Genomic DNA, 23444 nt, shown 5'->3' with positions numbered 1-23444 from the left:
GCGGCGCCCCGCAATAACCCTCCTCAGTCCCGGAATCGCTCCGGACACTGCCCCCCGTCCGCCAGATACGTCTCCGCCCAGCGCGCGAGCTCCTTGAGCGCCGGCTCCAGGGCGAGCCCGGCCCGGGAGAGCCGGTACGCCACGCGCAGCGGCGGGCCCGCGTCGACCTCACGGACCACCAGACCCGCCGAGCCCAGCTCCCCGAGCCGGTCGGAGAGCATCCGCTCGCTGATTCCGGGGATCGCCCGCCGCAGGTCGGCGAAGTGCACCGGGCCCGCCATCAGGGTGGCCACGATCAGCCCCGTCCAGCGCTTCCCGAGCAGCCCGAAGACGCGCGTCATACCGCTGTCGACCTGCTTGCATGCCTCTCCGCCGTGATCCGCCATGACACCAGAGTACTGCTTTCCGGTAGGGAGATATAAAAAAGTAAGTAACTGTGGTATCCATAGGTGCATACGGTTTTCCACTAAGGAGCTCACCATGGCCACGCTGCTGCTCATCGATTCATCCGTCTCGCCCGAGGGCGTATCCGCCTCCCGTGCCGTGACCGCCGCCTTCCGCAGGACCTGGGAGGAGCAGCACCCCGGCGGCACGGTCATCCACCGCGACCTGGCGGCCGAGCCGCTGCCGCACCTCGACGGCGTCGCCGCCTCGGCCGGCTTCAGCGACCCCGCCACGCACACCCCGGAGCAGCAGACCGCCTTCGCGCTGCGCACGAAGCTCGCCGAGGAGATCGAGCAGGCGGACGCGATCGTGATCGGCGCACCGATGTACAACTTCACGATCCCCTCGACCCTGAAGGCGTGGCTGGACCAGACGATCATCATGGGCCGCACGGCCGGTGCGGAGCCGTCCGCCAAGGGCACCCCCGCCGTCGTCGTCGCCAGCCGCGGCGGCAGCTACGCGCCGGGCACCCCGCGCGAGGACTTCGAGTACGTGCAGAACTACCTGGAGTCCGTGCTCACCGGCGGGCTCGGCTTCAAGGTGGACTTCATCGTGCCCGAGCTGACGATGGCGCCGTCGAACCCGGCGATGGCCGAGCTGATCCCGCTCTTCGAGGAGTCCCGCGAGAAGGCCCAGCAGGAAGCGGCCACCAAGGCGAAGGAGCTCGCGGAGCGCGTCGCCGCCTGAGCCGGACCGAGCCGTACGGCGGGTGTGAGGTACGCCTCACACCCGCCGCCGCAGTTTCGGACAACGAAAAACCCCCGGTCCGGATCTCTCCGGGACCGGGGGTCCTCTGTGCGCGAGGGGGGAGTTGAACCCCCACGCCCTTTCGGGCACTGGAACCTGAATCCAGCGCGTCTGCCTATTCCGCCACCCGCGCATGGGTGTTGCCGTCTGATTCTCTCACCGGGGATCCGGGCCGTTCGGTCCGGGTCTTCGGCGGGAGCGCCTTTCGACATGGAAAACATTAGCACGCTGTGGGGGGTGCCTTCACACCCGTTCTCCGCAGGCCACCGCCCTGCCGGTCATGGACCCGTCCTCCGTACCGACCTCCCGGCCGTCACCCACCCGGCCCCGCGGCGGACATCCAATCCTCCCCGTCGCGTCAGTACGGCGCCCGTCGCGAAGGTCCATCCGTGCACCGCGCGGCTCCTCAACGGCCCCGCCCGCCCGGGGAGCTCGGCAGTTGCGGGACACTGTCGTCCGGCCGCATCTACGATCGCAGTCAGCATCGGACGGCGAGCGTGGGCAACCTTGTGAGAGGCGACACTCGTCCTCTAGGCGGGAAAGGGGAACCAGCTGTTTTCCCGACGCGTGGATACGATCAGTAAGCAGTACAGGGACGACCCTGAAGAAGACTGAGGAAGGAGGTGCCCCGTGGGAGTACTGAAACGCTTCGAGCAGCGTCTCGAGGGCCTCGTCAACGGCACCTTCGCCAAGGTGTTCAAGTCCGAGGTGCAGCCCGTGGAGATCGCGGGCGCGCTCCAGCGTGAGTGCGACAACAACGCCACGATCTGGAACCGCGACCGGACCGTCGTCCCGAACGACTTCATCGTGGAGCTGAGCGCTCCGGACTACGAGCGTCTCAGCCCCTACAGCGGGCAGCTCGGCGACGAGCTGTCCAGCATGGTGCGGGACTACGCCAAGCAGCAGCGCTACACGTTCATGGGTGCCATCAAGGTCCATCTGGAGAAGGCCGAGGACCTGGACACCGGCCTGTACCGCGTGCGCAGCCGTACCCTCGCCGCCAGCACGTCGCAGCAGGGAGGCGCCGCACCCCAGGGTGCAGGCGCGGCCCGGGCCGGCCGGCCCGGCGGCGGACACGTGGGCCCGCCCCCCATGCCCTCGTCCCCGCCGCCCGGTGCGCCGCCGGCCGCGCGCCCCACAGCGGGCCCGCAGCCGCAGACCCAGACCCGGCGCTGGATCGAGATCAACGGCACCCGCCACCAGATCTCGCGTCCGACGCTGGTGCTCGGCCGCAGCACCGACGCCGATGTGCGCATCGACGATCCGGGGGTCTCGCGCCGTCACTGCGAGATCCGGGCCGGATCGCCGTCCTCGATCCAGGATCTCGGGTCGACGAACGGCATCGTGGTGGACGGGCAGCACACCACCCGCGCTACGCTCCGCGACGGCTCGCGGATCGTCGTGGGCAGCACCACCATCGTTTACCGGCAAGCCGAAGGGTGAAGCGGGGGCAATGTCAGAGCTGACCCTCACGGTCATGCGGTTGGGTTTCCTCGCCGTACTGTGGCTGTTCGTCATCGTGGCCGTACAGGTCATCCGCAGCGATCTGTTCGGCACGCGCGTCACGCAGCGCGGCGCCGCCCGTCGCGGGGGCCAGGAGCAGCAGCGAGGCGCACAGCGGCAGACGGCGGCACCGCCGCAGGCGCAGCGTCGCCAGGAGAGCGGCCGCGGCGGCAACAGCCGCCAGCGCCGCGGCGCTCCCACCAAGCTGGTGGTCTCCGAAGGGACCCTCACGGGCACGACGGTCGCCCTGCAGGGCCAGACCATCAGCCTCGGCAGGGCGCACGACTCCACGATCGTGCTGGACGACGATTACGCCTCCAGCCGGCATGCCAGGATCTACCCGGACCGTGACGGCCAGTGGATCGTCGAGGACCTCGGATCCACGAACGGCACGTACCTCGAGCGGACCCGGCTGACGACTCCGACGCCGATCCCGCTGGGAGCCCCGATCCGCATCGGCAAGACCGTCATCGAGCTGCGGAAGTAGTACGACAATGAGCGAGCGGAGCGAGCGAGCCGCGGCGGTCCTCTCGGCCGGCCTGTGCACGCTCCCGACCGGAGGGTGGGCAGTGTGGCGCGAGACCGGCTGTACCCCGAGCCGACGGGCGAGGTGCGCATGAGTCTGTCACTGCGTTTCGCCGCGGGATCCCACAAGGGCATGATCCGGGAAGGCAACGAGGACTCCGGATACGCCGGCCCCCGCCTGCTCGCCATCGCCGACGGCATGGGCGGCCAGGCCGCCGGCGAGGTCGCCTCCTCCGAGGTCATCTCCACGCTCGTCCAGCTCGACGACGACGTGCCCGGCTCGGACATCCTCACCTCGCTCGGCACGGCCGTGCAGCGCGCGAACGACCAGTTGCGCGTCATGGTCGAGGAGGACCCGCAGCTCGAGGGCATGGGTACGACCCTGACCGCCCTGCTGTGGACCGGGCAGCGGCTCGGCCTCGTGCACGTCGGCGACTCGCGCGCGTACCTGCTGCGCGACGGCGTGCTGACGCAGATCACGCAGGACCACACGTGGGTCCAGCGGCTGGTCGACGAGGGCCGCATCACCGAGGAAGAGGCCACCACGCACCCGCAGCGGTCGCTGCTGATGCGCGCGCTGGGCAGCGGTGACCACGTCGAGCCCGACCTCTCCATCAGAGAGGTGCGGGCCGGGGACCGGTACCTGATCTGCTCGGACGGGCTGTCGGGGGTGGTGAGCCACCAGACGATGGAGGACACCCTCGCCAGTTACCAGGGCCCGCACGAGACCGTGCAGGAGTTGATCCAGCTCGCGCTGCGCGGCGGCGGCCCGGACAACATCACCTGCATCGTGGCCGACGTACTGAACGTCGACGACACCGACACCCTCGCCGGGCAGCTCAACGACACCCCGGTGATCGTGGGCGCGGTCGCGGAGAACCAGCACCAGTACGACGACGGTGCCCTGCACACCCCGGCGGGCCGCGCGGCCGAGCTGGGGCGCGGCGGGCGCGGCGACGTGCCCCCGCAGCCGGCCGGCGGGTTCGGCCCGCCCGGGAGCGGCGGCGCGGAGACGGTGCCGCCGCAGGGCGCGTACGGCGCGTTCGTCGACGAGGACTACGCGCAGCCGCGGCGGCGGGGCCGGTGGCTCAAGCCGACGCTGATCGTCGCGCTGTGCCTGGCCGTGGTCGGCGGCGGACTGTACGCGGGATACCGCTGGACGCAGTCGCAGTACTTCGTGGGTGCCAGGGACGGGCACGTGGCCCTGTACCAGGGCATCAGCCAGGACCTGGCGTGGTTCTCCATGAACAAGATCGACCAGGACCACCCCGAGATCGAACTCAAGTACCTGCCCGCCTACCAGCGCAAGCAGGTCGAGGAGACGATCGCGGTCGACAGCCACAACCAGGCACTGGCCAAGGTCGGCGAGCTCGGCAAGCAGGCCGGCGCGTGCAAGTCCCTGCAGCAGCGGGAGGCCGCGGAGCGCGAGGCGGCCCGCAAGAAGAGCGAGCGCCAGGCCGGCGGCACCGCCGGTACGAAGCCGGGCGCGACCGCCAAGCCCAGCTCCACGGCCGGGCCGGGCAGCGCGACGAGCAGCGCGAGCCCCACTCCTACGCCGTCCACCAGCAACTCCCCCTCAGTGGAGCAGCAGCGGCTGGAGAAGAATTGCAGCACCCAGCAGTGAGGGCGTAGGGGGCCGTTGATCTCATGAGCAGTACCAGCAACACCACCACCATCGGGACGATCGGAGCCCCGAGCCGCCGGAACACCGAACTGGCGCTGCTCGTCTTCGCCGTGATCATCCCGGTGTTCGCCTACATCAACGTGGGGCTCGCCAAGGAGGACACGGTCCCCGCCGGCGTGCTCGGCTACGCCCTGGGCCTCGGCCTGCTGGCGGGCGTCGCGCACTTGGTCGTGCGGAAGTGGGCCCCGTACGCGGACCCGCTGATGCTCCCGGTCTCCACGCTGCTGAACGGGCTGGGCCTGGTGTTCATCTGGCGCCTGGACCAGGAGCCGCAGATCACCACGCCGCAGCTCGGCGGGGCGATGGCGCCGGGACAGCTCATGTGGTCCACGCTCGGCGTCGCACTGTTCCTGGGCGTACTGATCTTCCTGAAGGACCACCGCGTCCTGCAGCGCTACACCTACATCTCCATGGTGGCAGCGCTGGTCCTGCTGATCCTGCCGGTGTTCTTCCCGGCCCGCTTCGGTGCCCGCATCTGGATCACGATCCCGGGCGTGGGCTCGCTGCAGCCGGGCGAGTTCGCGAAGATCATCATCGCGATCTTCTTCGCCGGGTACCTGATGGTGAAGCGGGACGCGCTGGCGCTGGCCAGCCGCCGCTTCATGGGCCTGTACCTGCCGCGCGGCCGTGACCTCGGCCCGATCCTGGTCATCTGGGCGCTGAGCCTGATGATCCTGGTCTTCGAAACCGACCTCGGTACGTCGCTGCTGTTCTTCGGCCTCTTCGTGATCATGCTGTACGTCGCGACGGAGCGGACCAGCTGGATCGTCTTCGGTCTGCTGCTCAGCGGCGCCGGCGCGGTCGCCGTGGCCACCTTCGAGTCCCACGTGCAGACCCGTGTGCACAACTGGCTGAACCCCCTGGAACTGCTCAACGGGGGCGTCACCGAGACCGCCCAGGCGATGTACTCCTTCGGTTCCGGCGGCATCCTCGGGTCGGGCCTCGGGCAGGGGTACTCCCGCCTCATCGGCGGTATCGCGCCGAAGAGCGACTACATCCTCGCCACTGTCGGCGAGGAGCTGGGCCTGGCCGGAGTCATGGCCATCCTGCTGCTCTACGGCCTGCTGATCGAGCGCGGCATCCGTACGGCGCTGGCCGCCCGCGACCCGTTCGGCAAGCTGCTGGCCGTCGGCCTGTCCGGCGCGTTCGCGCTGCAGGTCTTCGTCGTCGCCGGCGGTGTCACGGGGCTGATCCCGCTGACCGGTATGACCATGCCGTTCCTGGCGCAGGGCGGTTCGTCCGTCATCGCCAACTGGGCACTGGTCGCGATCCTGCTCCGGATCAGCGACACCGCGCGCCGCCCGGCCCCGGCCCCCGCTCCCTCCACCGACGCCGAGATGACCCAGGTGGTCCGACCGTGAACAAGCCCCTGCGCCGGGTCGCGATCTTCTGCGGCCTGCTCGTCCTCGCCCTGCTCATCCGCGTCAACTGGGTGCAGTTCGTCCAGGCCGACGAACTCAAGAACGATTCCCACAACCGCCGGGTGGCCATCGAGCGGTACAGCATCCCGCGCGGCAACATCATCGTCGGCGACAAGCCCGTGACCGGCTCGACCACCACGGACAGCGGCGACTTCAAGTACAAGCGGACCTACAAGGACGGCCCCATGTGGGCGCCGGTCACCGGGTACGCCTCGCAGGCGTTCGACGCGAACCAGCTGGAGAAGCTGTACGACCCGGTCCTCACCGGCACCGACGACAAGCTGTTCTTCAGCCGCACGGTGGACATGTTCACCGGTGAGAAGCAGCAGGGCGGTGACGTCGTCACGACCCTGGACCCGAAGGCGCAGAAGGCCGCGTACGACGGTCTGAAGGGCAAGAAGGGCGCGGTCGCGGCCATCAACCCCGAGACCGGCGCGATCCTCGCGCTGTCCTCGGCGCCGTCCTACGACCCGTCCAGCTTCGCCGGCATGAGCGACGACGACGCCAAGGCGTACAACGGGCTGCTGAAGAAGAGCGACCCCGACGAGCCGATGCTGAACCGGGCGCTGCGCCAGACCTACCCGCCCGGCTCGACCTTCAAGGTCGTCACCGCCGCCGCGGCGCTGGAGAACGGCCTGTACACGGACATCGACGCGAAGACGAACTCGCCGCTGCCCTACTACCTGCCGGACACCGCGCACCAGCCGCTGAACAACGAGGGCAACCTCCCCTGCGAGAACGCCACGCTGCGCGAGGCGCTGCGGGTGTCCTGCAACAGCGTCTTCGGCAAGATCAGCGCCGACCTGGGCAACAAGAAGATGATCGAGGAGGCCGACCAGTTCGGCTTCAACAAGGAGCACTTCACCCCGGTCCGCGCGGACGCCAGCGTCTACCCCAAGGACAACCGGCCGCAGAACGCCATGGCCGGCATCGGGCAGGCGTCCAACCGCGCCACGCCGCTGCAGATGGCCATGGTCGCCTCGGCCGTCGCCAACGGCGGCACGCTGATGAAGCCGTACATGGTCGACAAGCTGGTCGCGCCGAACCTCAACGTCATCCAGCAGACGCAGCCGGAGAAGCTCAGCGAGCCGCTGAAGCCGGAGAACGCGCAGAAGCTGCAGGACATGATGGAGACGGTCGTCAAGTCCGGTACCGGCACCACCGCGCAGATCCCGGGCGTCACGGTCGGCGGCAAGACCGGTACGGCGCAGCACGGTGAGGACAACAAGGACAACCCGTACGCCTGGTTCATCTCCTACGCCAAGACCGACAAGGGCACCCCAGTGGCCGTCGCCGTGGTCATCGAGGGGTCCGACACCCTGCGTGGCGACATCGCGGGCGGCAAGCTCGCCGCTCCCGTCGCCAAGGCCGTCATGGAGGCGGTAATCGACGGCAACAAGTGACCTCGGTCACGACCGTACCGGTCGGATATCAGGTGGCGGCCGTGGCCGGGCCACGTCAGGCGTGCCGGGTACGGTATGCCCGAACAGCACACCGCCGGACCACACACAGGTGCGGTCGGGATCAACGGAGAGGGCTGGAGTAGCTATGGAAGAGCCGCGTCGCCTCGGCGGCCGGTACGAGCTGGGCTCGGTGCTCGGCCGCGGCGGCATGGCCGAGGTCTACCTCGCCCATGACACTCGCCTGGGTCGCACCGTCGCTGTGAAGACGCTGCGCGTGGACCTCGCCCGCGATCCGTCGTTCCAGGCCCGGTTCCGCCGGGAGGCCCAGTCGGCCGCCTCGCTGAACCACCCGTCCATCGTCGCGGTCTACGACACCGGCGAGGACTACGTCGACGGCGTCTCGATCCCGTACATCGTGATGGAGTACGTCGACGGCTCCACGCTGCGTGAGCTGCTGCACTCCGGCCGCAAGCTGCTGCCCGAGCGGTCCCTGGAGATGACCATCGGTGTGCTCCAGGCGCTGGAGTACTCGCACCGGGCCGGCATCGTCCACCGCGACATCAAGCCCGCGAACGTCATGCTCACCCGCACCGGCCAGGTCAAGGTCATGGACTTCGGCATCGCCCGCGCGATGGGTGACGCCGGGATGACGATGACGCAGACCGCCGCGGTGATCGGTACCGCGCAGTACCTCTCCCCGGAGCAGGCCAAGGGCGAGCAGGTCGACGCCCGCTCGGACCTCTACTCCACCGGCTGTCTGCTGTACGAACTCCTCACCGTACGGCCGCCGTTCGTCGGCGACTCGCCGGTCGCGGTCGCGTACCAGCACGTACGCGAGGAGCCGCAGCCGCCGAGCAACTTCGACTCCGAGATCACGCCCGAGATGGACGCCATCGTCCTGAAGGCCCTGGTCAAGGACCCCGACTACCGCTATCAGTCGGCGGACGAGATGCGCGCCGACATCGAGGCGGCGCTGGACGGGCAGCCGGTCGCGGCCACCGCGGCGCTCGGCGCCGTCGGCTACGACCAGGACCAGCCCACCGCGACGCTGCGGCCGCAGGACCCAGCGGGCGCCACGTCCATGCTGCCGCCGGTCAACCCCGATGACGGCGGTTACGGCTACGACGACCGTCCGGACCGGCGCCGCGGCCAGAAGAAGAACCGCACCTCCACGATCCTGCTGATCGTGGCGGCGGTCCTGGTGCTGATCGGCGCGATCTTCATCGGCAAAGCGATGTTCAGCGGCGGCAAGGCCGGCGGCGACCTCGACGTGCCCAGCCTGGTCGGCAAGACCCTCACCGAGGCCAAGGAGGCCGGCCGCAACGGCGACTTCGAGGTGGTCAGGGGCGGTAGCACGACCTGCGACAACGTCGAAAAGGGCCAGGTCACCAAGCAGAACCCGAAGCCCCGGGCGACCATCGGCAAGGGCGACACGGTCACGGTCACGATGTGCACCGGGCCGGCCAAGGTCACCGTGCCGGACGTGCTCGGCTACACCTTCGACAAGGCCAAGTCGATCCTGGAGAACAAGGGCTTCACGGACGTCCAGCAGACGACGGAGCAGTCCGACCAGACCCCCGGCAAGGTCATCCGGCAGGACCCCGAGAGCCAGACCGAGGCCGCCAAGGACAAGACGATCACTCTGACCGTCGCGGCCGCCAAGCCGAAGACCTCGGTGCCCGACGTCACGAACAAGCCCTTCGACGCGGCGCAGAAGCAGCTCACCGACCTGGGCTTCGAGGTGGCACGCACCGACCAGGAGTCCGACCAGCCGGCCGAGACCGTGCTGTCGCAGGACCCGGCCGGCGGCAGCCAGGCCGAGAACGGCTCCACGATCACCCTGACCGTCGCCAAGGCGGCCGAGAAGGTCCAGGTTCCCGACCTGGCCAACCAGAAGCTCAAGGACGCCAAGAAGACCCTCACCGACATGGGTCTCGCGGTCGGCAACATCACCGGGCCGCAGGACGACAAGGCCACCGTCGTGGTGTCCGACCCGGTGGCCGGCACCGAGGTCGCCAAGAACACGCCCGTGAACCTCACCACGATGCCCGGCAACGAGGACGGCGGGGACGACGGCGGCTTCTTCGGCGGCGCCGGCGGCTGGGGCCGCGACAAGAACTGAGCCGGCGGCAGTCGGCACACGAAGAGGGCCCGGGGCATTGCGCCCCGGGCCCTCTCGCGTACGCCTGCGGACTAGCGCAGCTCCTTGGGCGGAGTGCGGTCGGCGTCGACCTTCTCGGTGCGGACCAGCTCGCCCCACACGATGTAGCGGTAGGTGGAGGTGTAGACCGGCGTGCAGGTCGTCAGCGTGATGTAGCGGCCCGGCTTACGCTTGCCGGACTCCTTGGGCGTCTTCTCCAGCACACCGACGTCGTACTTGGAGGTCTCCGGCAGCGTCGCGAAGACCTTGTAGACGTACCAGGTGTCCTGCGACTCGTAGACGACCGCGTCGCCCTTCTTCAGCTTGTCGATGTTGTGGAACTTGGCGCCGTGCCCGTCCCGGTGCGCGGCGAGCGTGAAGTTCCCCGTCTTGTCCTGCGGCAGCGCGGACTTCACGGGGTCGGTGTAGTAGCCGGCCACCCCGTCGTTGAGGACCTTGCTGCTGGTGCCCTTCTTGACCAGCACCTCGCCGTTCTTCATCGCGGGGACGTGCAGGAAGCCGATGCCGTCCTTGGTGTCCAGCTCCTTCTGCTCCGGGCTCTTGGCCTTCGCCCAGTGCTGCCGGACCCGGTCACCCTGGTGGTGCGCCGCGCGGTCGGCGAGGACGTTGGTCCACCACAGCGAGTAGGCGACGAAGAGGCCCATGACCACGCCTGCCGTGATCAGCAGCTCGCCGATGACGCTGACGACCGCGGCGATCCGGCGCCGCGCCTTCCGCGGCGGGGGCGGGGGCGGCGTGCTGGACGACGCCTCGGATGCCTCAGTGTCCTCGACGCGGCAGGCGTCCGCGTCCTGTCCGGTGGCAGTCACCGCGTGGTACCCCCTGATGGTGCTCAGCTGACGAGCGCATCCGGCTTGCCCTTGCTCCGCGGCCGCTCCTCGACCATCTTGCCCCACACGATCATCCGGTAGGTACTGGTGAACTCCGGGGTGCACGTGGTCAGCGTGAGGTACCGGCCGGGCTCGGTGAAGCCGGAGCCGGGCGGGATCGGGCCGATCACCCCGATGTTGGAGGGCGAGGTCTGCGGGAGGATGCTCTCCATCTCGTACGTGTAGAAGCGGCTGCGGGTCTCGACGACGATCTTGTCGCCCTTCACCAGCCGGTTGATGTAGCGGAACGGCTCGCCGTGGGTGTTGCGGTGGCCCGCGACCGCGAAGTTCCCCGTCTTGTCCCAGGGCATCGCCGTCTTCAGCTTGCCCTCGCCGTAGTGGCCGACCATGCCGTGGTCCAGGACGCCGGTCTTGCTGATGCCCTCGGCGATGGGGACCTTCACGTCGAGCTTCGGGATGTACATGATCGCGAAGCCCTGGCCGGGCGAGAACGCGCCCGCCGCGCGCTTGTCCGCGCCGTCCTTGTCCCACTCCTGCTGGAGGTTGCTGGCCGCGCCGCCCGCCTGGTTGTGCGCCAGGACGTTGGTCCACCAGAGCTGGTAGGCGACGAACAGCAGCATCAGCACGCCGAGCGTGATGAACGCCTCGCCCGTGACCCGGCTGACGACGACGCCGACGCTCTCCTTTCGGGCGCGAGCGGCCCGTCGGGCGGCGACTCGCGAGGTCGGTGCGGACTCGGGGGCGGTCTCTGCGGCCTTCGCGGTCTCCGCAGCGTTCGCGGCCGGGGCCGGGCGACGGGCGCGTTTGCCGCCCCGTCTGGCGGCCTCCGCGGCTGGAGCGGCGCGGCGGGCACGTTTGCCACCCTGTTTGGCGGCCGCCTGCGCCGCTCTGCGCCGCGCGGCGCGGCCGCCGGGGGCCGGAGTCTCTGTTTCACGTGAAACAGCGTCCTCGGGCCGTTTCACGGCCTTCGCGTCCGCCTGCCGCAGCGCCATCGTCTCGTCGTCCTGCCGCGGCGTCACCGTCTCGTCGTCGGCGGGCAGGTACGGCACGGCCGGGGCGATGAGCGTCTCGGCCGACGCGAGCGCCGCCTCGCTGTACGCGCCCGGGTCCTCCTGGGCGTACGCGTACGTCCCGGCCTGTTCGTAGGCCGGGACCTGCGGATAGGCAGCGGTCGGTTCGTAGGACGGGACCTGCAGGTAGGTCGCGGTCGGTTCGTACCCGGCGGCCGGATCCTCGTACTGCGGCTGGTCGTAGTACTGCTGGTGCTCGTGCTGGTTCCGGCCGGGCAGGGGGTCCGTCAGGGGATCGCCGAGCTCCCCGACGGCCGCCTCGAACGCGGCAGAGCCGTCGTACGGATCATGAGGACCGTACGACGACGTGCCTTCGCGCTCGGGGCGGAGTGCGGTCACGCGCCGGCCTTGCCGACCACGGGGGCAAGCCCCGTCGAACGCTCCACCGCTCCCTCGTCACCGCACTCGACCAGCCAGTTGGCGAGCATTCCGTGGCCCCACTCCGTCAGCACCGACTCCGGGTGGAACTGCACGCCCTCCACTCGCAGTTCGCGGTGGCGCACGCCCATCACCAGGCCGGTCTCCGTCCAGGCGGTGACCTCCAGCTCGTCCGGCAGCGTGTCCCGCTCGACCGACAGGGAGTGGTACCGGGTGGCCGTGAAGGGCGTGGGCAGCCCCTGGAAGACGCCCTTGTGCTCATGCGTCACCAGCGACGTCTTGCCGTGCAGCAGCTCGGGGGCGCGGCCCACGACACCGCCGTACGCCACCGCCATCGACTGCATGCCCAGGCAGACGCCGAAGACCGGCACGTCGGTGTCCGCGCAGTGCCGCACCATGTCGATGCAGACGCCGGCCTGCTCGGGCGCGCCCGGGCCCGGCGAGAGCAGGACGCCGTCGAAGCCGTCCTGTGCGTGCCCCGGCTCCACCTCGTCGTTCCGCCGCACCTCGCACTCGGCACCGAGCTGGTAGAGGTACTGGACGAGGTTGAAGACGAAGCTGTCGTAGTTGTCGACGACGAGGATCCTCGCGCTCATCGGACGGCTCCCATCTGCTGTGCGGCACCCATGCCCTGGTCGACCGTGACGTCGTTGAAGGGGAGCAGCGGCTCCGCCCATGGAAAGACGTACTGGAAGAGCAGGAAGACGATCGCCAGCGCGAGCACGAGCGAGATCAGTGCCTTCACCCATGCGTTGCCCGGCAGATGCCGCCAGATCCAGCCGTACATGCTGTCCCTACTTGCCGATGCCAGTTGTCATTTGCCCCACCAGAGTAAGGGGCGAGCCTTGGCCATGTGGCTCAGCTTCGCAATGCCGCCGGACGTCCCGCGACCACGGGTGCGGTGGCGTCCAGATGCGCCCAGGCGATGAGCCGGTGGCTGTGCCCCCACTCCGGCTCGCAGGTCGTCAGGGTGAGGTAGCGGCCGGGGCCGTCGTAGCCGGATGTGCCCGGTACCGGGTCGATCACCCCGATGTCGCCGGGCAGCGTGCGATAGGGCCGCTTGTCGATGCGGTACGTGAACCACGTCGTGCCGTCGCTGATCACGACCGCGTCGCCGGGCCGCAGCCGCGGGAAGTCCTTGAAGGGGTCGCCGTAGGTGCGGCGGTGGCCCGCGACGGCGAAGTTTCCGGTCACGCCGAGGCGTGCGGTACGGGCGTAGTGGCCGAGGCCCTTCTGCAGGGTGCCGGTGGCGGTGCCCTCCAGGACGGGTTTGGCCCAGTCGCGGCCGAAGCGCGGGATGTACATGACGGCGAAGGGCTCGCCGTCGCGGTACGCGGGCGCCGCGGGTTCGTGCGGCTTGCCGTCGTCCGGAGCGGGTGAGGCGGTCGCGACCGGCCCCGTGGACCAGCGGTCCTGCAGCCGGCCGAGCTCGCCATCCATGGCGCTGTCGGCCCGTACGCCGGTCCAGTACAGGACGTAGACGACGAAGAGCACGATCAGTGTGCCGATGGTCAGGCACAGCTCGCTGAACGTCCTGACGATCAGCCGTACCGTCATCCCCCGCCCTCCGCGCTTGTGCGCGCCCCCGCGCGCTACGGCTTCACAGGCTGTGCGTAGTGGAGATCCACTGTGCCGGAGTAGCCGGGCAGCGTCATCGCCCCGTGCGGCTCGACTTTCCAGCCGAGGCCGTAGGCGTCGACGTACTGGAGGTAGTTCTGGATGGCGGGTGAAGCGTTCAGGGAGTCGGTCAGCGCCTGGCGGTCGCCCACGGCGGTGACGGTGTAGGGCGGGGAGTAGACCCGGCCCTGGAGGATCAGGGTGTTGCCGACGCAGCGCACCGCGCTGGTGGAGATCAGCCGCTGGTCCATGACCTTGATGCCCTTGGCGCCGCCCTGCCACAGGGCGTTGACCACGGCCTGCAGGTCCTGCTGGTGGATGACCAGGTCGTTGGGCTGCGGCTCGGGCACGCCGGGGATCTGGGCGGTGGCGTTGGGCGGGGCGTCGGTGAGGGTGACGGTCAGGGCCTGGCCGCTCACCTTCTTCGTCCCCGCGTTCTTCTCCAGCGCGTCGACCCGGGCCTTGTCGGCATCGGTGCTGCCGCTGTCCTTGCCGGCGAGGCGGTCGACGTCGGTGCGCAGCGAGGCGTTCCGCTCGTCCTGGATCTTGTTCTTCTGGCTGTGGTCCTGGATGAGATCGGACAGCCGCAGCATGGAGTCGTCCGAGCGCAGGTTCGTGCCGCGCGCGGTGTCGAAACTGATCCAGAAGAGCAGGCCGGCCAGCGCGAAGACGACAAGCGTCAACAGGCGTACGGGGCGCAGCCGCAAACGGGAGCGGCGGCCGGGGGAGTCAGCGGAATTGCTCAACGTACCCTTACTCCTTACGACGCCGCGGAAGCACTACGCTAACGGACGCCCCGGGGGGAGCACCCGATCCCCGACGCCCCCCACCCCGGTGCCAGCCTTTGTACATCCGCGCGGTTACGCAGCGCATCGACAGGAGAGTTCCTCGTGCCGAAGTCACGGATCCGCAAGAAGGACGACTTCACGCCGCCGCCGTCGGCGAAGCAGACCTCGATCAAGCTGAACTCAGGGCGGGGCTGGGTGGCGCCGCTGATGCTGGCGATGTTCCTGATCGGACTGGCGTGGATCGTGTGCTTCTACGTGACCGAAGGTGACCTGCCCATCAAGTCGATGGGAAACTGGAACATCGTGGCCGGCTTCGGCTTCATCGCGGTGGGCTTCGGCGTCTCCACGCAGTGGAAGTAGCGCCCCGAACGCAAGCTGTACCCAAGGCCATCCACACGGTTATCCACAGCCGGGGAAAACTTCAGAAGATCTGTGGATAACCCCTGTGGGGTTGACGCCGGTCACACCGGCGGCGGGTGCCGCCGATGACCGGGTACCACCGCGCTGTACTGGGGAAACGTCCCTGCAGCGGTCCCCCTTGCCGGGATTCTGCACCCTGCGCACAGGGGCCGACACGAGCTGTGGACAAGTGAACGGACGATCACTCCGGGCTGGTGCCCGAGGGGCGGCCGGGAGCCGTGTGACTCCTGTGGGTGTCGAGTGGGTCCCCTATGGGTGCTGAGTGGGCTCCTCGGCCGGGAGGCCCGAGGGCACGACTGCCTGACGGCCGGGGCCCGCTCCGCGCCCGGCTCCGCCTGCGCGCCCTCGGGCTCGTCCGGTACAGCAGCCGTCAGCCGGTGAGCTGGACGGTGCGGATCCACACGACCGCGACGATCACCAGGAGCGCCAGCACGCAGGCCGCAGCCTGTATCGCGTTCCGGCGGCCGCGCGGCGCGTGCACCATGGCGTACGTCACCGCGGCACCCACCACCAGGCCGCCCACGTGTGCCTGCCAGGCGATGTTCGGCCACAGGAACGTGAAGGCGAGGTTCAGGCCGAGCAGGATCAGCACCGGCTTCATGTCGTAGTTCAGCCGGCGCAGCAGCACCGCCGTGGCGCCCAGCAGCCCGAAGACCGCGCCGGACGCGCCCAGCGACGGCTGGTTCTGCGCGGCGAGCAGGTACGACAGGGCGCTGCCGCCGAGCCCGGCGAGGAAGTACAGCGCGAGGAACCTGACCCGGCCGAGCGCCGCCTCCAGCGGCGGCCCCAGCCACCACAGCGAGAGCATGTTGAACGCGATGTGCATGACCTGCTGGTGCAGGAACATCGCGGTGATCAGGCGGTACCACTCGCCGTGCCCGACGCCGACCAGCCCCAGCGAGCCGGGATCGAAGGCCAGGCCCACCAGGTCCAGCGCGTTGACGAACCGGTCACCGATGACCATGGCCGCGACGAAGACCGCGACGTTGACGCCGATGAGGATCTTGGTGAGCAGCCGCGGATCAGCGGTGAGCGCACCGCCGGCGACCGTACGGGGGCGGCTCGCACCCGGTGCGTGGCCGGTCCCGCTGCCGCCGCGTACGCACTCCGGGCAGTGGAAGCCGACCGAGGCGCTGACCATGCACTCCGGGCAGATGGGCCGCTCGCAACGGGTGCAACTGATGCCGGTGGCCCGGTCGGGGTGGCGGTAGCAGCCCGGCGAACCGTTTCCGCCCTCCGACGGATCGTTTCCGCCGTGAGCGTCCTGCGGTCCCTGCGGATTGCCTGGCGCCTGCTCCATCGCTTCCCCTCGTCCTCAATGGCGCACGGCCCTGACAAGCTGCGCGCCCCGCCTGGTCTACGACCGGGCGGGGCGTCATGGTTCCACGCCGCCCGCGGCAGGCCGCGGGCAGGGGTGACGAAGAGGTCCTCGTGCGGCGGGGATCAGCGGGTCTCGATGACGACCTGCTCGATGACCACGTCGTTCACCGGACGGTCGGTGCGCGGGTTGGTCTGGGTGGTCGCGATGGCGTCCACGACCTTCTTGCTCGCGTCGTTGGTGACCTCACCGAAGATGGTGTGCTTGCCGGTCAGCCATGCGGTCGGAGCCACGGTGATGAAGAACTGCGAGCCGTTGGTGCCCGGACCGGCGTTGGCCATGGCCAGCAGGTACGGGCGGTCGAAGGCGAGGTCCGGGTGGAACTCGTCGGCGAACTCGTAGCCCGGACCGCCGGTGCCGTTGCCCAGGGGGTCGCCGCCCTGGAGCATGAAGCCGCTGATCACCCGGTGGAAGATGGTGCCGTCGTACAGCTTGTCCGTGGACTTCTGTCCGGTCGCCGGGTTGGTCCACTCCCGCTCGCCCTTGGCGAGCTCGACGAAGTTCTTGACCGTCTTCGGGGCGTGGTTCGGCAGAAGCCGAAGTTCGATGTCGCCCTGGTTGGTCTTCAGGGTGGCGTAGAGCTGCTCAGCCACGATCTACCTTCCATAAGTCTTCACTGACGGTTCCCGATCCTCGCACGAACGGGCGCGCCCGTCCCCCGCCCGCCACCTCATGCCCGGCGTTCGCACTGATTTCCCCCCTGCTGGGGGTTTTCTCCGCCGACCAGCGGGGACCCGTACATTCCGCTCAGGGCGTCGACCGTACGTCCGTACCGGGCGGACCGCCCACAATCGCTGACCGGTCCGACGCCAACCACGGACCGGACCGACCACAACCGCAGACAGGCCGCAGAACAGGCCGGAGAAAGACCGCAACAGCCCGCAGACAGGGGGCGAGAAACCGCCGAATCCCGATACCGCGGCCGGAAGCCGCCGAAGCGGCGCGCGCCGCGCCGAACCGTGGCATTGTCATCACAAGGCGCCCGAAGTCCGCATTGACCCGGATGCCCGCCTGCACATGCCGTACGTCCGCCGCGCAGGCATGATCTGCAAGCGGGCGGAGAGGCGAACTGCAGACGTGGGCAAGCGCCCCCGAGCCCGGACACGCCACCGATGAGGAGGATCCCGTGACCCGCAAGGACAGCGTGCGCGCCGCCACCGGAACGGCCAAGGACAGCGTGCGGCACGCCGCGGAGGTGGTGGCTCCGTATGCCGGCACGGCCAAGGACACCGCTGTGCACCTCTCCCACGAGGCGCGCGCGAAACTGGCCCCCAAGGTGACCGAGGCCGCCCATCAGGCACGTCAGCAGTACGACGCCCGGCTGCAGCCACGCCTGGAGCACGCGCGCGGCGCGCTGCCCCCGAAGGTGGACGCCGCCGCCACGAAGGCCGCGGCCCGTACCCGTAAGGCCGCCCGGCAGGCCACCGACTACACGGCGCCGCGTGTGGAGAAGGCTGTCCGCAGCGCCCGTACCGCCGCCGAGCCCGTCCGCGAGGAAGCCATGCTGCGCGGTGCAGCGGCCGTGGCGGCGCTGCGCGGACAGGTCACCGCCGCCGAGATCGAGAAGCTCGCCAAGAAGCACCGCCGCCGGGCCCGGACCGGCAAGGCCGTCAAGCGGATCACCCTGCTCGGCATCCTCGCCGGTGGCGCCTTCGCCGCGTGGAAGTGGTGGGACAAGCAGGCCAACCCGGACTGGCTGGTCGAGCCGCCCGCCGCCACCGAGGTCGGCGAGCGCGCCCCGCTCAGCGCCGTGGACGGCAGCCCCGGCGCGGTCCTGGACCCTGAAGTCCAGGCCAAGCAGGCGGAGTCCGAGGTCGACGAACGCGACGGCGGCGGCCGCGCGTAAGCCCCCGGCCCCGCCGCCCAGCGGCACCGCAGAACAATCGCACAGCAGAACGCCCTCCGAGCGCTTCCCGCAGCTCGGGGGGCTTTTTGCGGTACTGGACGGGATCGGCAGCTCGGCGGGCGTCGTGACCAGCGCCGCGATCGTCATGGTCACCGTCTTCGCCGGCTTCGTCTTCCTCAGCCTGGTCGAAATGAAGCAGATGGGCTTCGGCCTCGCCGTCGCGGTCCTGCTGGACGCCTTCCTCGTCCGCATCATGATCCTGCCGTCGGCCCTGACCCTGCTCGGCAGGGCGAGCTGGTGGCCGTCCCGCACGATGCGCAGGGCGCAGGCGCAACCGACCGGAGCGGCCGGTTCCCCCGTACGTGAGGCCCCTCAGGCGGCCGTCCCGTCCTCGCCGCCGGTGTAGCCGTGGAACGGGCCGGGCGGGCGAGCACGTCCCTTCGAGCGAGCCCCCGGCGGCGGGCCGGTCACTCGATCCTCCGCAGCATGTCGTCGATCGAGCCCACCCGGGCCTTCAGCTCGGCCAGCTCGGCCTGCAGGGCCTCCTGCCGGGCCACGGCCTCTTCGGCGAGCTCGCGGTACGCGGCCATGGCCACGGCGTCGGCACGGTGGCGCTGCAGCCTGAAGTGGGCAACCACCGCCGCCGTGATTCCCCCGACGACGATCAAGACGATAGAGATGGCGACGATGGCGCCGGTCATGTACGAGTCCCCCTCTTGACGTCCTAGCCTTCCTTGTCGGCAGGCCCGTCCGGCTCGCGTGGCTGTTCCTCGTCCTCCCGGAGGGCGTCCAGCGTCCGGGCGCGGCGGCGTTGGCCCCTTCCCCACCATGAAAAAAGGTCACCCGGCCGGCGTTTCCGCAGGCCGGGTGACCTTTTGAGAGTGGAGCCTAGGGGAGTCGAACCCCTGACATCTGCCATGCAAAGACAGCGCTCTACCAACTGAGCTAAGGCCCCGTCGCGCACCAGAGTACCCGGTACCCGCTCGCTTTCCCGACCGGGTATCGCTCCGGGCGGTTGCTCTCCGTAGGATGCTTCGCGAGATTCGCGGCAGCGAAGCGAAGGGGAGACGCCATGGATGCAGCACAGCAGGAAGCCACCGCGCGCGCTCGGGAGCTGCAGCGCAGCTGGTACGGAGAGCCGCTGGGGGCGCTCTTCCGTCGTCTCATCGACGATCTCGGGCTCAATCAGGCCCGTCTCGCCGCTGTGCTCGGCCTGTCGGCGCCCATGTTGTCGCAGCTCATGAGCGGCCAACGCGCCAAGATCGGCAACCCGGCCGTGGTCCAGCGCGTACAGGCGCTCCAGGAGCTGTCGAGCCAGGTCGCCGACGGCAGCGTGTCCGCGGCCGAGGCCACCGACCGGATGGACGAGATCAAGAAGACGGCGGGCGGTTCGGTGCTGAACAACACGACGCAGACCGCCACCACGGGGGCCACCACCGTGCGTCGCGTCGTGCGCGAGATCCAGTCGCTGCTGCGGTCCGTCGCGGCGGCCGGCGACATCATCGATGCCGCGGATTCCCTCTCCGCCACCCATCCCGAACTGGCAGAGTTCCTGCGGGTCTACGGGGCGGGCCGGACCGCCGACGCGGTGGCCCATTACGAAGCGCACCAGAACTGAACCAGGACTGCTGACGACCAGAACCAGTCAAGAATTAGTCCGGAACTGGTTACGAAGCGCACCACAATCAGCCAGGCAGGCAGCTTGTCGAGGGAGCGGACGCGGCGCCATGGGTGAGGTCTTCGCCGGCAGGTACGAGCTGATCGATCCGATCGGGCGGGGCGGGGTGGGCGCCGTGTGGCGCGCCTGGGACCAGCGGCGCCGGCGCTACGTCGCGGCGAAGGTGCTCCAGCAGAGCGACGCGCACACGTTGCTGCGCTTCGTACGGGAACAGGCGCTGCGCATCGACCACCCGCACGTGGTCGCGCCCGCCAGCTGGGCCGCCAACGACGACAAGGTCCTGTTCACCATGGACCTGGTCAACGGCGGTTCGCTGGCGCACCTGGTGGGCGACTACGGCCCGCTGCCGCCGCGCTACGTGTGCCTGCTGCTGGACCAGGTCCTCTCGGGGCTGGCCGCGGTGCACGCCGAGGGCGTGGTCCACCGGGACATCAAGCCCGCCAACATCCTGCTGGAGGCCACCGGCACCGGGCGGCCGCACGTGCGCGTCTCCGACTTCGGCATCTCGATGCGCAAGGGCGAGCCGCGGCTCACCGAGGCCGATTACGTGGTCGGGACGCCCGGTTACTTCGCGCCCGAGCAACTGCTGGGCGCCGAGCCGGACTTCCCCGCCGACCTCTTCGCGGTCGGCCTGCTCGCCCTGTACCTGCTGACCGGCAGCAAGCCGGACTCCCAGGCGCTGGTCGACCACTTCACGCAGCACGGTGTGCCCGGCGCGCCCGAAGGCGTGCCCGAGCCGCTGTGGCAGGTGCTGGCCGGTCTGCTGCAGCCCGACCCGGACGCCCGCTTCAAGACGGCGAACGGCGCCCGCAAGGCGGTCCTCTCGGCCGTCGAGCTGCTGCCCGAGGAGACGGTCGAGGACGAGATCGTCGAGGTCTTCGACCACATCGGGCCGCTGCCCTCGGGGTACGGGCCGGACGGGCCGGTCGGCGGCGGTACGCAGGGCAGCGGCGCGCGGGGCAACGGTGCGCAGGGCAGCGGCCCGAGCGGCGGTCCGGTGAGCGGCCCCCGGATGCCGGGCACCGGCAGCTTCCCGTCGGCACCACCCGTCCCGCAGGAGCCCCCCAGCCGCACCCCCACGCCGACGCCCCTCCCGGCGCCCGATATGCAGCCGTACGCGCCACCGGCGCAGCGGTACGAGCCGTCGGTGCAGCCGTACGTTCCGCCGGTCCGGACGTACGAGCCGACCGCCGCGGCGCAGCAGGACCTGCCGCAGACCAGGCCGTACACCGTGGGGCAGCCACGCGTCCCCCATCGGACCCCGGCGCCCGCAGGTCCCGGTGCGCAGCCCCCCGCCGCTCCCGGTGCGCAGCATGCGAAGCCGGCCCGCCCCGGGCCGTCCCCGAAGGTCGCCGTGCCGGTCCTGGTCGTCGCGCTGCTGTGCATCGCGGTCGGGATCTGGGCCCTGATCGCGAGCTGACGCTCTGGGCCCGCCACAGAGCCGTACAGGCCCCTGGGCGGTCAGCCCCGCGGCGGTCGGCTTCCGAACCCCTGTCCGGCGTCCTGAGCGCCGTTCTGAGCGCCGTACGGCTGCTGTCCGGGCACCCGGTCCCCCTGACCGCCCGGCGCGCCCTCAGCGGGGCCCGTGGCCGCCATGGTGATCGCCGCCTTGCGCCGCGCCCTCGCCGTCCACACCCCGAGGCCGACGAGCAGCGCCGCACCGACGCCGATGCCCGCGTACCCGACCGTCCGCAGATGACCGCTGCGCTCCGCCTCGGACGCCGCGCGGCCCGTCTCCGCCAGGTCCCGGTCCCCGGAGGTGACGGAGAAGTCGGCCGCCGGCTCCGCGTAATGGGGGCCGGGCTTCGCCGCGCCCTTGAGGCCCACCCGGAGCGTGAGGTCGGCGCCCTTCTTGAAGAACTGCGCGGCGTCCGGGTTGAGCGACACCTCCAGGTAGTACCAGCCCGCGAAGCGCATCGGGCTGACGGCGTCGTCGTCACTGAAGCGGTTGCCGTAGTCCACCGGCGCGGTGAACAGCCGCACCGCCGTCTGCTTGCCCTCGTACGCCTTGAAGCTCTCGTCGCTGACCAGGCCGCGCGCCGGGTTGTACGCGGTCAGGCCGAGCGCCTCCGGGACGAACGAGGAGATCCCCGTGCCCGGCTTCCGCGCCGTGCTGGACAGTTCGGCGCTCACGTTCAGCTGCTGCCCCCAGTCCACCGGCACCCGGTAGAAGCGGGTCTCGCCGGGCCGGATGCGGTCCCGCCACTGCCCCTCGCCCACGGAGGCGGCGTCGTTGAAGCCGGTACCGCCCGAGACGGACTTCCGCGCGCCCTCCGTGGGCGGCGGGGGCGTCGCGCTGCTCCAACTGCCCTTACCGGGTTCGGCGGGCGCAGCCCCCGTAAGGGCGGGCTCGGTCATGTAGTGCAGCTCGACCGGCCAGCTGTCGGGGCCCGAGGTGGCGTCCCCGGGGCGTTCGACCACCACGTAGTACGGGCCCGCCTGCTGACACTCCGACAGGTCACTGCCGATGCGGCGGGCGGCGTAATCGGCGATCGGATAGGCGGTCTTGCCGCCGTGGAACCGCACGTCACCGTCCGGGCCGCAGGTCGTGCCGTTGCTGTCCTGCACGGAGACGGTCAGCCCGTCGGTGTAGTCCTCCACCTTCGTGTCCGGCGCCGGCGCGGCCACCGCGGAGACGTAGGCGGTGGAACTGCCGTCCAGATCGAGGGCGTAGAGCTTCTTCTCGCCGCGCTTCAGGGAGTCGGTGTACGTACCGGGGACGATCTCCGGCGCGGATCCCGTACTCGCCTTTCCCTCGACGGGTTTGGCATCCGGCGCGGGCGCATACGTGGGCGGCGCGTCCGCCGTGGCCACCCCCGGCAGCACCGCCAGCACGCCGAGCGCCATCGGGCCGGCCAGTCCCCTCCTGATCGTGCGCCGCGTCACCACGTACTACCCCTCATCGTCCCGAGCCCCCGCCCATCCTGCCCCGCCGGCCGCGTCACTGTCCGCCGCCCCGGTGCACACCCATCGAGTTTGCTAGCGCAACTTAGTGGTGTGCTACCGCAAACTCAAGACACGAGGCATCACGGTCCCGCAACGACCACCGGGAAGCGCCGCCGAACAGACGAAACCCCGGCCGCCGCAGAGCGCGGCAACCGGGGTTTCGTACGTACGTGCTGGGGCTCACACGCCCGAACCTGCGGGCACGGAGTCGGTCGCCTCCGTCCACAGATCCTGCTCGGCGCGATCCGCCTGGATCTGGCGGTACACGAGGAGCCCGCCGATGGCGGCCAGTGCGACCAGGAGAAGCTTCTTCACCGCGCGACCTCGTCTTTCGTTGACGTAGGGGACCTTCGGGGGCCGATGATACACACCGGTCGATATCAATCGGTGACCTAGCCCGCCCCCAACTCGCCAGAAGCACAAACGGATCGGCCCGGGCGGAGAACTCTCCGTCCGGGCCGATCCTTGCCGGTGGGGCTAACAGGACTTGAACCTGTGGCCTCTTCCTTATCAGGGAAGCGCTCTAACCGTCTGAGCTATAGCCCCTGGCTTGGTGCCGCCTCGCTGGCTGCACCGAAAGATTAGCGCACTTCAGAGCCATGACC

The 23444-nt window shown here is 70.0% G+C and carries 23 protein-coding genes, 3 tRNA genes and 1 pseudogene; 12 read left to right on the top strand and 15 right to left on the bottom strand.

Annotation, left to right across the window (positions count from 1 at the left end; all coding sequences use genetic code 11):
- Positions 1-23: 23 nt before the first annotated feature.
- Entirely contained in the window at positions 24-386 is a 363-nt protein-coding gene (locus tag IG84_RS0101165; RefSeq protein ID WP_031050084.1) for a winged helix-turn-helix transcriptional regulator, read from the bottom strand.
- Positions 387-480: 94 nt separating this feature from the next.
- Between IG84_RS0101165 and IG84_RS0101160 the strand changes: the two genes are divergently transcribed.
- Complete coding sequence (locus IG84_RS0101160; protein WP_031050080.1) at positions 481-1131, top strand: FMN-dependent NADH-azoreductase; 651 nt, start codon at positions 481-483, stop codon at positions 1129-1131.
- Positions 1132-1240: 109 nt separating this feature from the next.
- Here the strand turns inward: IG84_RS0101160 and IG84_RS0101155 are convergent.
- Positions 1241-1324: transfer RNA gene (locus IG84_RS0101155), tRNA-Leu, on the bottom strand.
- A gap of 497 nt (positions 1325-1821) precedes the next feature.
- Between IG84_RS0101155 and IG84_RS0101150 the strand changes: the two genes are divergently transcribed.
- The 6 genes from IG84_RS0101150 to pknB all read left to right on the top strand — a co-directional run bounded on the left by IG84_RS0101150 (position 1822) and on the right by pknB (position 9849).
- Positions 1822-2634, top strand: a complete 813-nt coding sequence (locus IG84_RS0101150) for an FHA domain-containing protein (RefSeq protein ID WP_031050076.1) — start codon at positions 1822-1824, stop codon at positions 2632-2634.
- A 10-nt stretch (positions 2635-2644) separates the two neighbouring features.
- Positions 2645-3181, top strand: a complete 537-nt coding sequence (locus tag IG84_RS0101145) for an FHA domain-containing protein FhaB/FipA (RefSeq protein ID WP_031050073.1) — start codon at positions 2645-2647, stop codon at positions 3179-3181.
- A 129-nt stretch (positions 3182-3310) separates the two neighbouring features.
- Entirely contained in the window at positions 3311-4843 is a 1533-nt protein-coding gene (locus tag IG84_RS0101140) for a PP2C family protein-serine/threonine phosphatase (RefSeq protein ID WP_211266399.1), read from the top strand.
- Between the two features lie 23 nt (positions 4844-4866).
- On the top strand, positions 4867-6264 hold the full coding sequence (locus tag IG84_RS0101135; protein WP_031050068.1) for an FtsW/RodA/SpoVE family cell cycle protein: 1398 nt from the start codon (positions 4867-4869) through the stop codon (positions 6262-6264).
- Positions 6261-7727, top strand: coding sequence for a peptidoglycan D,D-transpeptidase FtsI family protein (locus tag IG84_RS0101130; protein WP_031050064.1), 1467 nt, complete (start codon positions 6261-6263; stop codon positions 7725-7727). The genes IG84_RS0101135 and IG84_RS0101130 overlap by 4 nt, the downstream gene beginning before the upstream one ends.
- 145 nt (positions 7728-7872) lie before the next feature.
- Complete coding sequence (pknB, locus tag IG84_RS0101125; RefSeq protein WP_031050061.1) at positions 7873-9849, top strand: Stk1 family PASTA domain-containing Ser/Thr kinase; 1977 nt, start codon at positions 7873-7875, stop codon at positions 9847-9849.
- A 71-nt stretch (positions 9850-9920) separates the two neighbouring features.
- Here pknB and IG84_RS0101120 read toward each other — a convergent pair whose 3' ends face one another.
- The 6 genes from IG84_RS0101120 to IG84_RS0101095 form a co-directional block, all read right to left on the bottom strand.
- Positions 9921-10697: a class E sortase gene (locus IG84_RS0101120; RefSeq protein WP_031050058.1), complete on the bottom strand. Its 777-nt coding sequence runs from the start codon at positions 10695-10697 to the stop codon at positions 9921-9923.
- 23 nt (positions 10698-10720) lie between these two features.
- Positions 10721-12127 carry a class E sortase gene (locus tag IG84_RS0101115; protein WP_031050055.1) on the bottom strand — a complete coding sequence of 469 codons (1407 nt, stop codon included), beginning with the start codon at positions 12125-12127 and terminating at the stop codon, positions 10721-10723.
- A complete protein-coding gene (locus tag IG84_RS0101110) occupies positions 12124-12762 on the bottom strand; it encodes an aminodeoxychorismate/anthranilate synthase component II (protein WP_030259375.1) in 639 nt (212 codons plus the stop codon). The genes IG84_RS0101115 and IG84_RS0101110 overlap by 4 nt, the downstream gene beginning before the upstream one ends.
- Positions 12759-12953 (bottom strand): hypothetical protein, encoded by a 195-nt coding sequence (locus IG84_RS0101105; RefSeq protein WP_031050053.1) that lies wholly within the window; start codon positions 12951-12953, stop codon positions 12759-12761. The genes IG84_RS0101110 and IG84_RS0101105 overlap by 4 nt, the downstream gene beginning before the upstream one ends.
- Before the next feature lie 71 nt (positions 12954-13024).
- Positions 13025-13723, bottom strand: a complete 699-nt coding sequence (locus IG84_RS0101100) for a class E sortase (RefSeq protein ID WP_031050050.1) — start codon at positions 13721-13723, stop codon at positions 13025-13027.
- A 35-nt stretch (positions 13724-13758) separates the two neighbouring features.
- Positions 13759-14529: a DUF881 domain-containing protein gene (locus IG84_RS0101095; RefSeq protein WP_031050048.1), complete on the bottom strand. Its 771-nt coding sequence runs from the start codon at positions 14527-14529 to the stop codon at positions 13759-13761.
- Positions 14530-14673: 144 nt separating this feature from the next.
- On the opposite strand from IG84_RS0101095, the gene crgA reads away from it, so the two are divergent.
- Positions 14674-14931: a cell division protein CrgA gene (gene crgA, locus IG84_RS0101090; RefSeq protein WP_031050045.1), complete on the top strand. Its 258-nt coding sequence runs from the start codon at positions 14674-14676 to the stop codon at positions 14929-14931.
- 430 nt (positions 14932-15361) lie between these two features.
- Here crgA and IG84_RS0101085 read toward each other — a convergent pair whose 3' ends face one another.
- Both IG84_RS0101085 and IG84_RS0101080 read right to left on the bottom strand, forming a co-directional pair.
- Positions 15362-16291 carry a rhomboid family intramembrane serine protease gene (locus IG84_RS0101085; protein WP_031050041.1) on the bottom strand — a complete coding sequence of 310 codons (930 nt, stop codon included), beginning with the start codon at positions 16289-16291 and terminating at the stop codon, positions 15362-15364.
- 143 nt (positions 16292-16434) lie between these two features.
- The gene (locus IG84_RS0101080) at positions 16435-16962 is read right to left on the bottom strand and encodes a peptidylprolyl isomerase (RefSeq protein WP_031050038.1); all 528 of its coding nucleotides are present in this window, start codon (positions 16960-16962) and stop codon (positions 16435-16437) included.
- 533 nt (positions 16963-17495) lie between these two features.
- Between IG84_RS0101080 and IG84_RS0101075 the strand changes: the two genes are divergently transcribed.
- Positions 17496-18215 carry a DUF5324 family protein gene (locus IG84_RS0101075; protein ID WP_031050035.1) on the top strand — a complete coding sequence of 240 codons (720 nt, stop codon included), beginning with the start codon at positions 17496-17498 and terminating at the stop codon, positions 18213-18215.
- Between the two features lie 88 nt (positions 18216-18303).
- A pseudogene (locus IG84_RS0101070) lies at positions 18304-18621 on the top strand (MMPL family transporter); the annotation flags it as partial.
- Between the two features lie 61 nt (positions 18622-18682).
- Here IG84_RS0101070 and IG84_RS0101065 read toward each other — a convergent pair.
- Both IG84_RS0101065 and IG84_RS0101060 read right to left on the bottom strand, forming a co-directional pair.
- Positions 18683-18916 (bottom strand): hypothetical protein, encoded by a 234-nt coding sequence (locus IG84_RS0101065; RefSeq protein ID WP_031050031.1) that lies wholly within the window; start codon positions 18914-18916, stop codon positions 18683-18685.
- A gap of 181 nt (positions 18917-19097) precedes the next feature.
- Positions 19098-19170: transfer RNA gene (locus tag IG84_RS0101060), tRNA-Ala, on the bottom strand.
- Between the two features lie 117 nt (positions 19171-19287).
- Here IG84_RS0101060 and IG84_RS0101055 point away from each other — a divergent pair.
- Together IG84_RS0101055 and IG84_RS0101050 are read left to right on the top strand one after the other, a co-directional pair.
- Entirely contained in the window at positions 19288-19833 is a 546-nt protein-coding gene (locus tag IG84_RS0101055) for a helix-turn-helix domain-containing protein (RefSeq protein WP_031050028.1), read from the top strand.
- A 109-nt stretch (positions 19834-19942) separates the two neighbouring features.
- Positions 19943-21313, top strand: coding sequence for a serine/threonine-protein kinase (locus IG84_RS0101050; RefSeq protein WP_031050025.1), 1371 nt, complete (start codon positions 19943-19945; stop codon positions 21311-21313).
- 41 nt (positions 21314-21354) lie between these two features.
- Here IG84_RS0101050 and IG84_RS0101045 read toward each other — a convergent pair whose 3' ends face one another.
- The 3 genes from IG84_RS0101045 to IG84_RS0101035 all read right to left on the bottom strand — a co-directional run bounded on the left by IG84_RS0101045 (position 21355) and on the right by IG84_RS0101035 (position 23385).
- Positions 21355-22782, bottom strand: coding sequence for a hypothetical protein (locus IG84_RS0101045; protein WP_031050022.1), 1428 nt, complete (start codon positions 22780-22782; stop codon positions 21355-21357).
- A 237-nt stretch (positions 22783-23019) separates the two neighbouring features.
- Positions 23020-23154, bottom strand: coding sequence for a DLW-39 family protein (locus IG84_RS41765; protein ID WP_003958712.1), 135 nt, complete (start codon positions 23152-23154; stop codon positions 23020-23022).
- Positions 23155-23311: 157 nt separating this feature from the next.
- Positions 23312-23385, bottom strand: a tRNA-Ile gene (locus tag IG84_RS0101035).
- Positions 23386-23444: the final 59 nt, after the last annotated feature.

The organism is Streptomyces ochraceiscleroticus, from assembly GCF_000720485.1.
Taxonomy (GTDB): domain Bacteria; phylum Actinomycetota; class Actinomycetes; order Streptomycetales; family Streptomycetaceae; genus Streptomyces; species Streptomyces ochraceiscleroticus.
The sequence above is the reverse complement of the archived record's forward strand: the minus strand, read 5'-3'. Positions and strand labels throughout refer to the sequence as shown.

What these genes read in the sequence shown, in the direction of transcription:
- IG84_RS0101110 (WP_030259375.1), bottom strand. Translation starts at nt 12,762, where the DNA reads ATGAGCGCGAGGATCCTCGTCGTCGACAACTACGACAGCTTCGTCTTC.
- IG84_RS0101085 (WP_031050041.1), bottom strand. Translation starts at nt 16,291, where the DNA reads ATGGAGCAGGCGCCAGGCAATCCGCAGGGACCGCAGGACGCTCACGGC.
- IG84_RS0101160 (WP_031050080.1), top strand. Translation starts at nt 481, where the DNA reads ATGGCCACGCTGCTGCTCATCGATTCATCCGTCTCGCCCGAGGGCGTA.
- IG84_RS0101100 (WP_031050050.1), bottom strand. Translation starts at nt 13,723, where the DNA reads ATGACGGTACGGCTGATCGTCAGGACGTTCAGCGAGCTGTGCCTGACC.
- IG84_RS0101065 (WP_031050031.1), bottom strand. Translation starts at nt 18,916, where the DNA reads ATGACCGGCGCCATCGTCGCCATCTCTATCGTCTTGATCGTCGTCGGG.
- pknB (WP_031050061.1), top strand. Translation starts at nt 7,873, where the DNA reads ATGGAAGAGCCGCGTCGCCTCGGCGGCCGGTACGAGCTGGGCTCGGTG.
- IG84_RS0101135 (WP_031050068.1), top strand. Translation starts at nt 4,867, where the DNA reads ATGAGCAGTACCAGCAACACCACCACCATCGGGACGATCGGAGCCCCG.
- IG84_RS0101055 (WP_031050028.1), top strand. Translation starts at nt 19,288, where the DNA reads ATGGATGCAGCACAGCAGGAAGCCACCGCGCGCGCTCGGGAGCTGCAG.
- IG84_RS0101140 (WP_211266399.1), top strand. Translation starts at nt 3,311, where the DNA reads ATGAGTCTGTCACTGCGTTTCGCCGCGGGATCCCACAAGGGCATGATC.
- IG84_RS0101145 (WP_031050073.1), top strand. Translation starts at nt 2,645, where the DNA reads ATGTCAGAGCTGACCCTCACGGTCATGCGGTTGGGTTTCCTCGCCGTA.
- IG84_RS0101105 (WP_031050053.1), bottom strand. Translation starts at nt 12,953, where the DNA reads ATGTACGGCTGGATCTGGCGGCATCTGCCGGGCAACGCATGGGTGAAG.
- IG84_RS0101050 (WP_031050025.1), top strand. Translation starts at nt 19,943, where the DNA reads ATGGGTGAGGTCTTCGCCGGCAGGTACGAGCTGATCGATCCGATCGGG.
- IG84_RS0101165 (WP_031050084.1), bottom strand. Translation starts at nt 386, where the DNA reads ATGGCGGATCACGGCGGAGAGGCATGCAAGCAGGTCGACAGCGGTATG.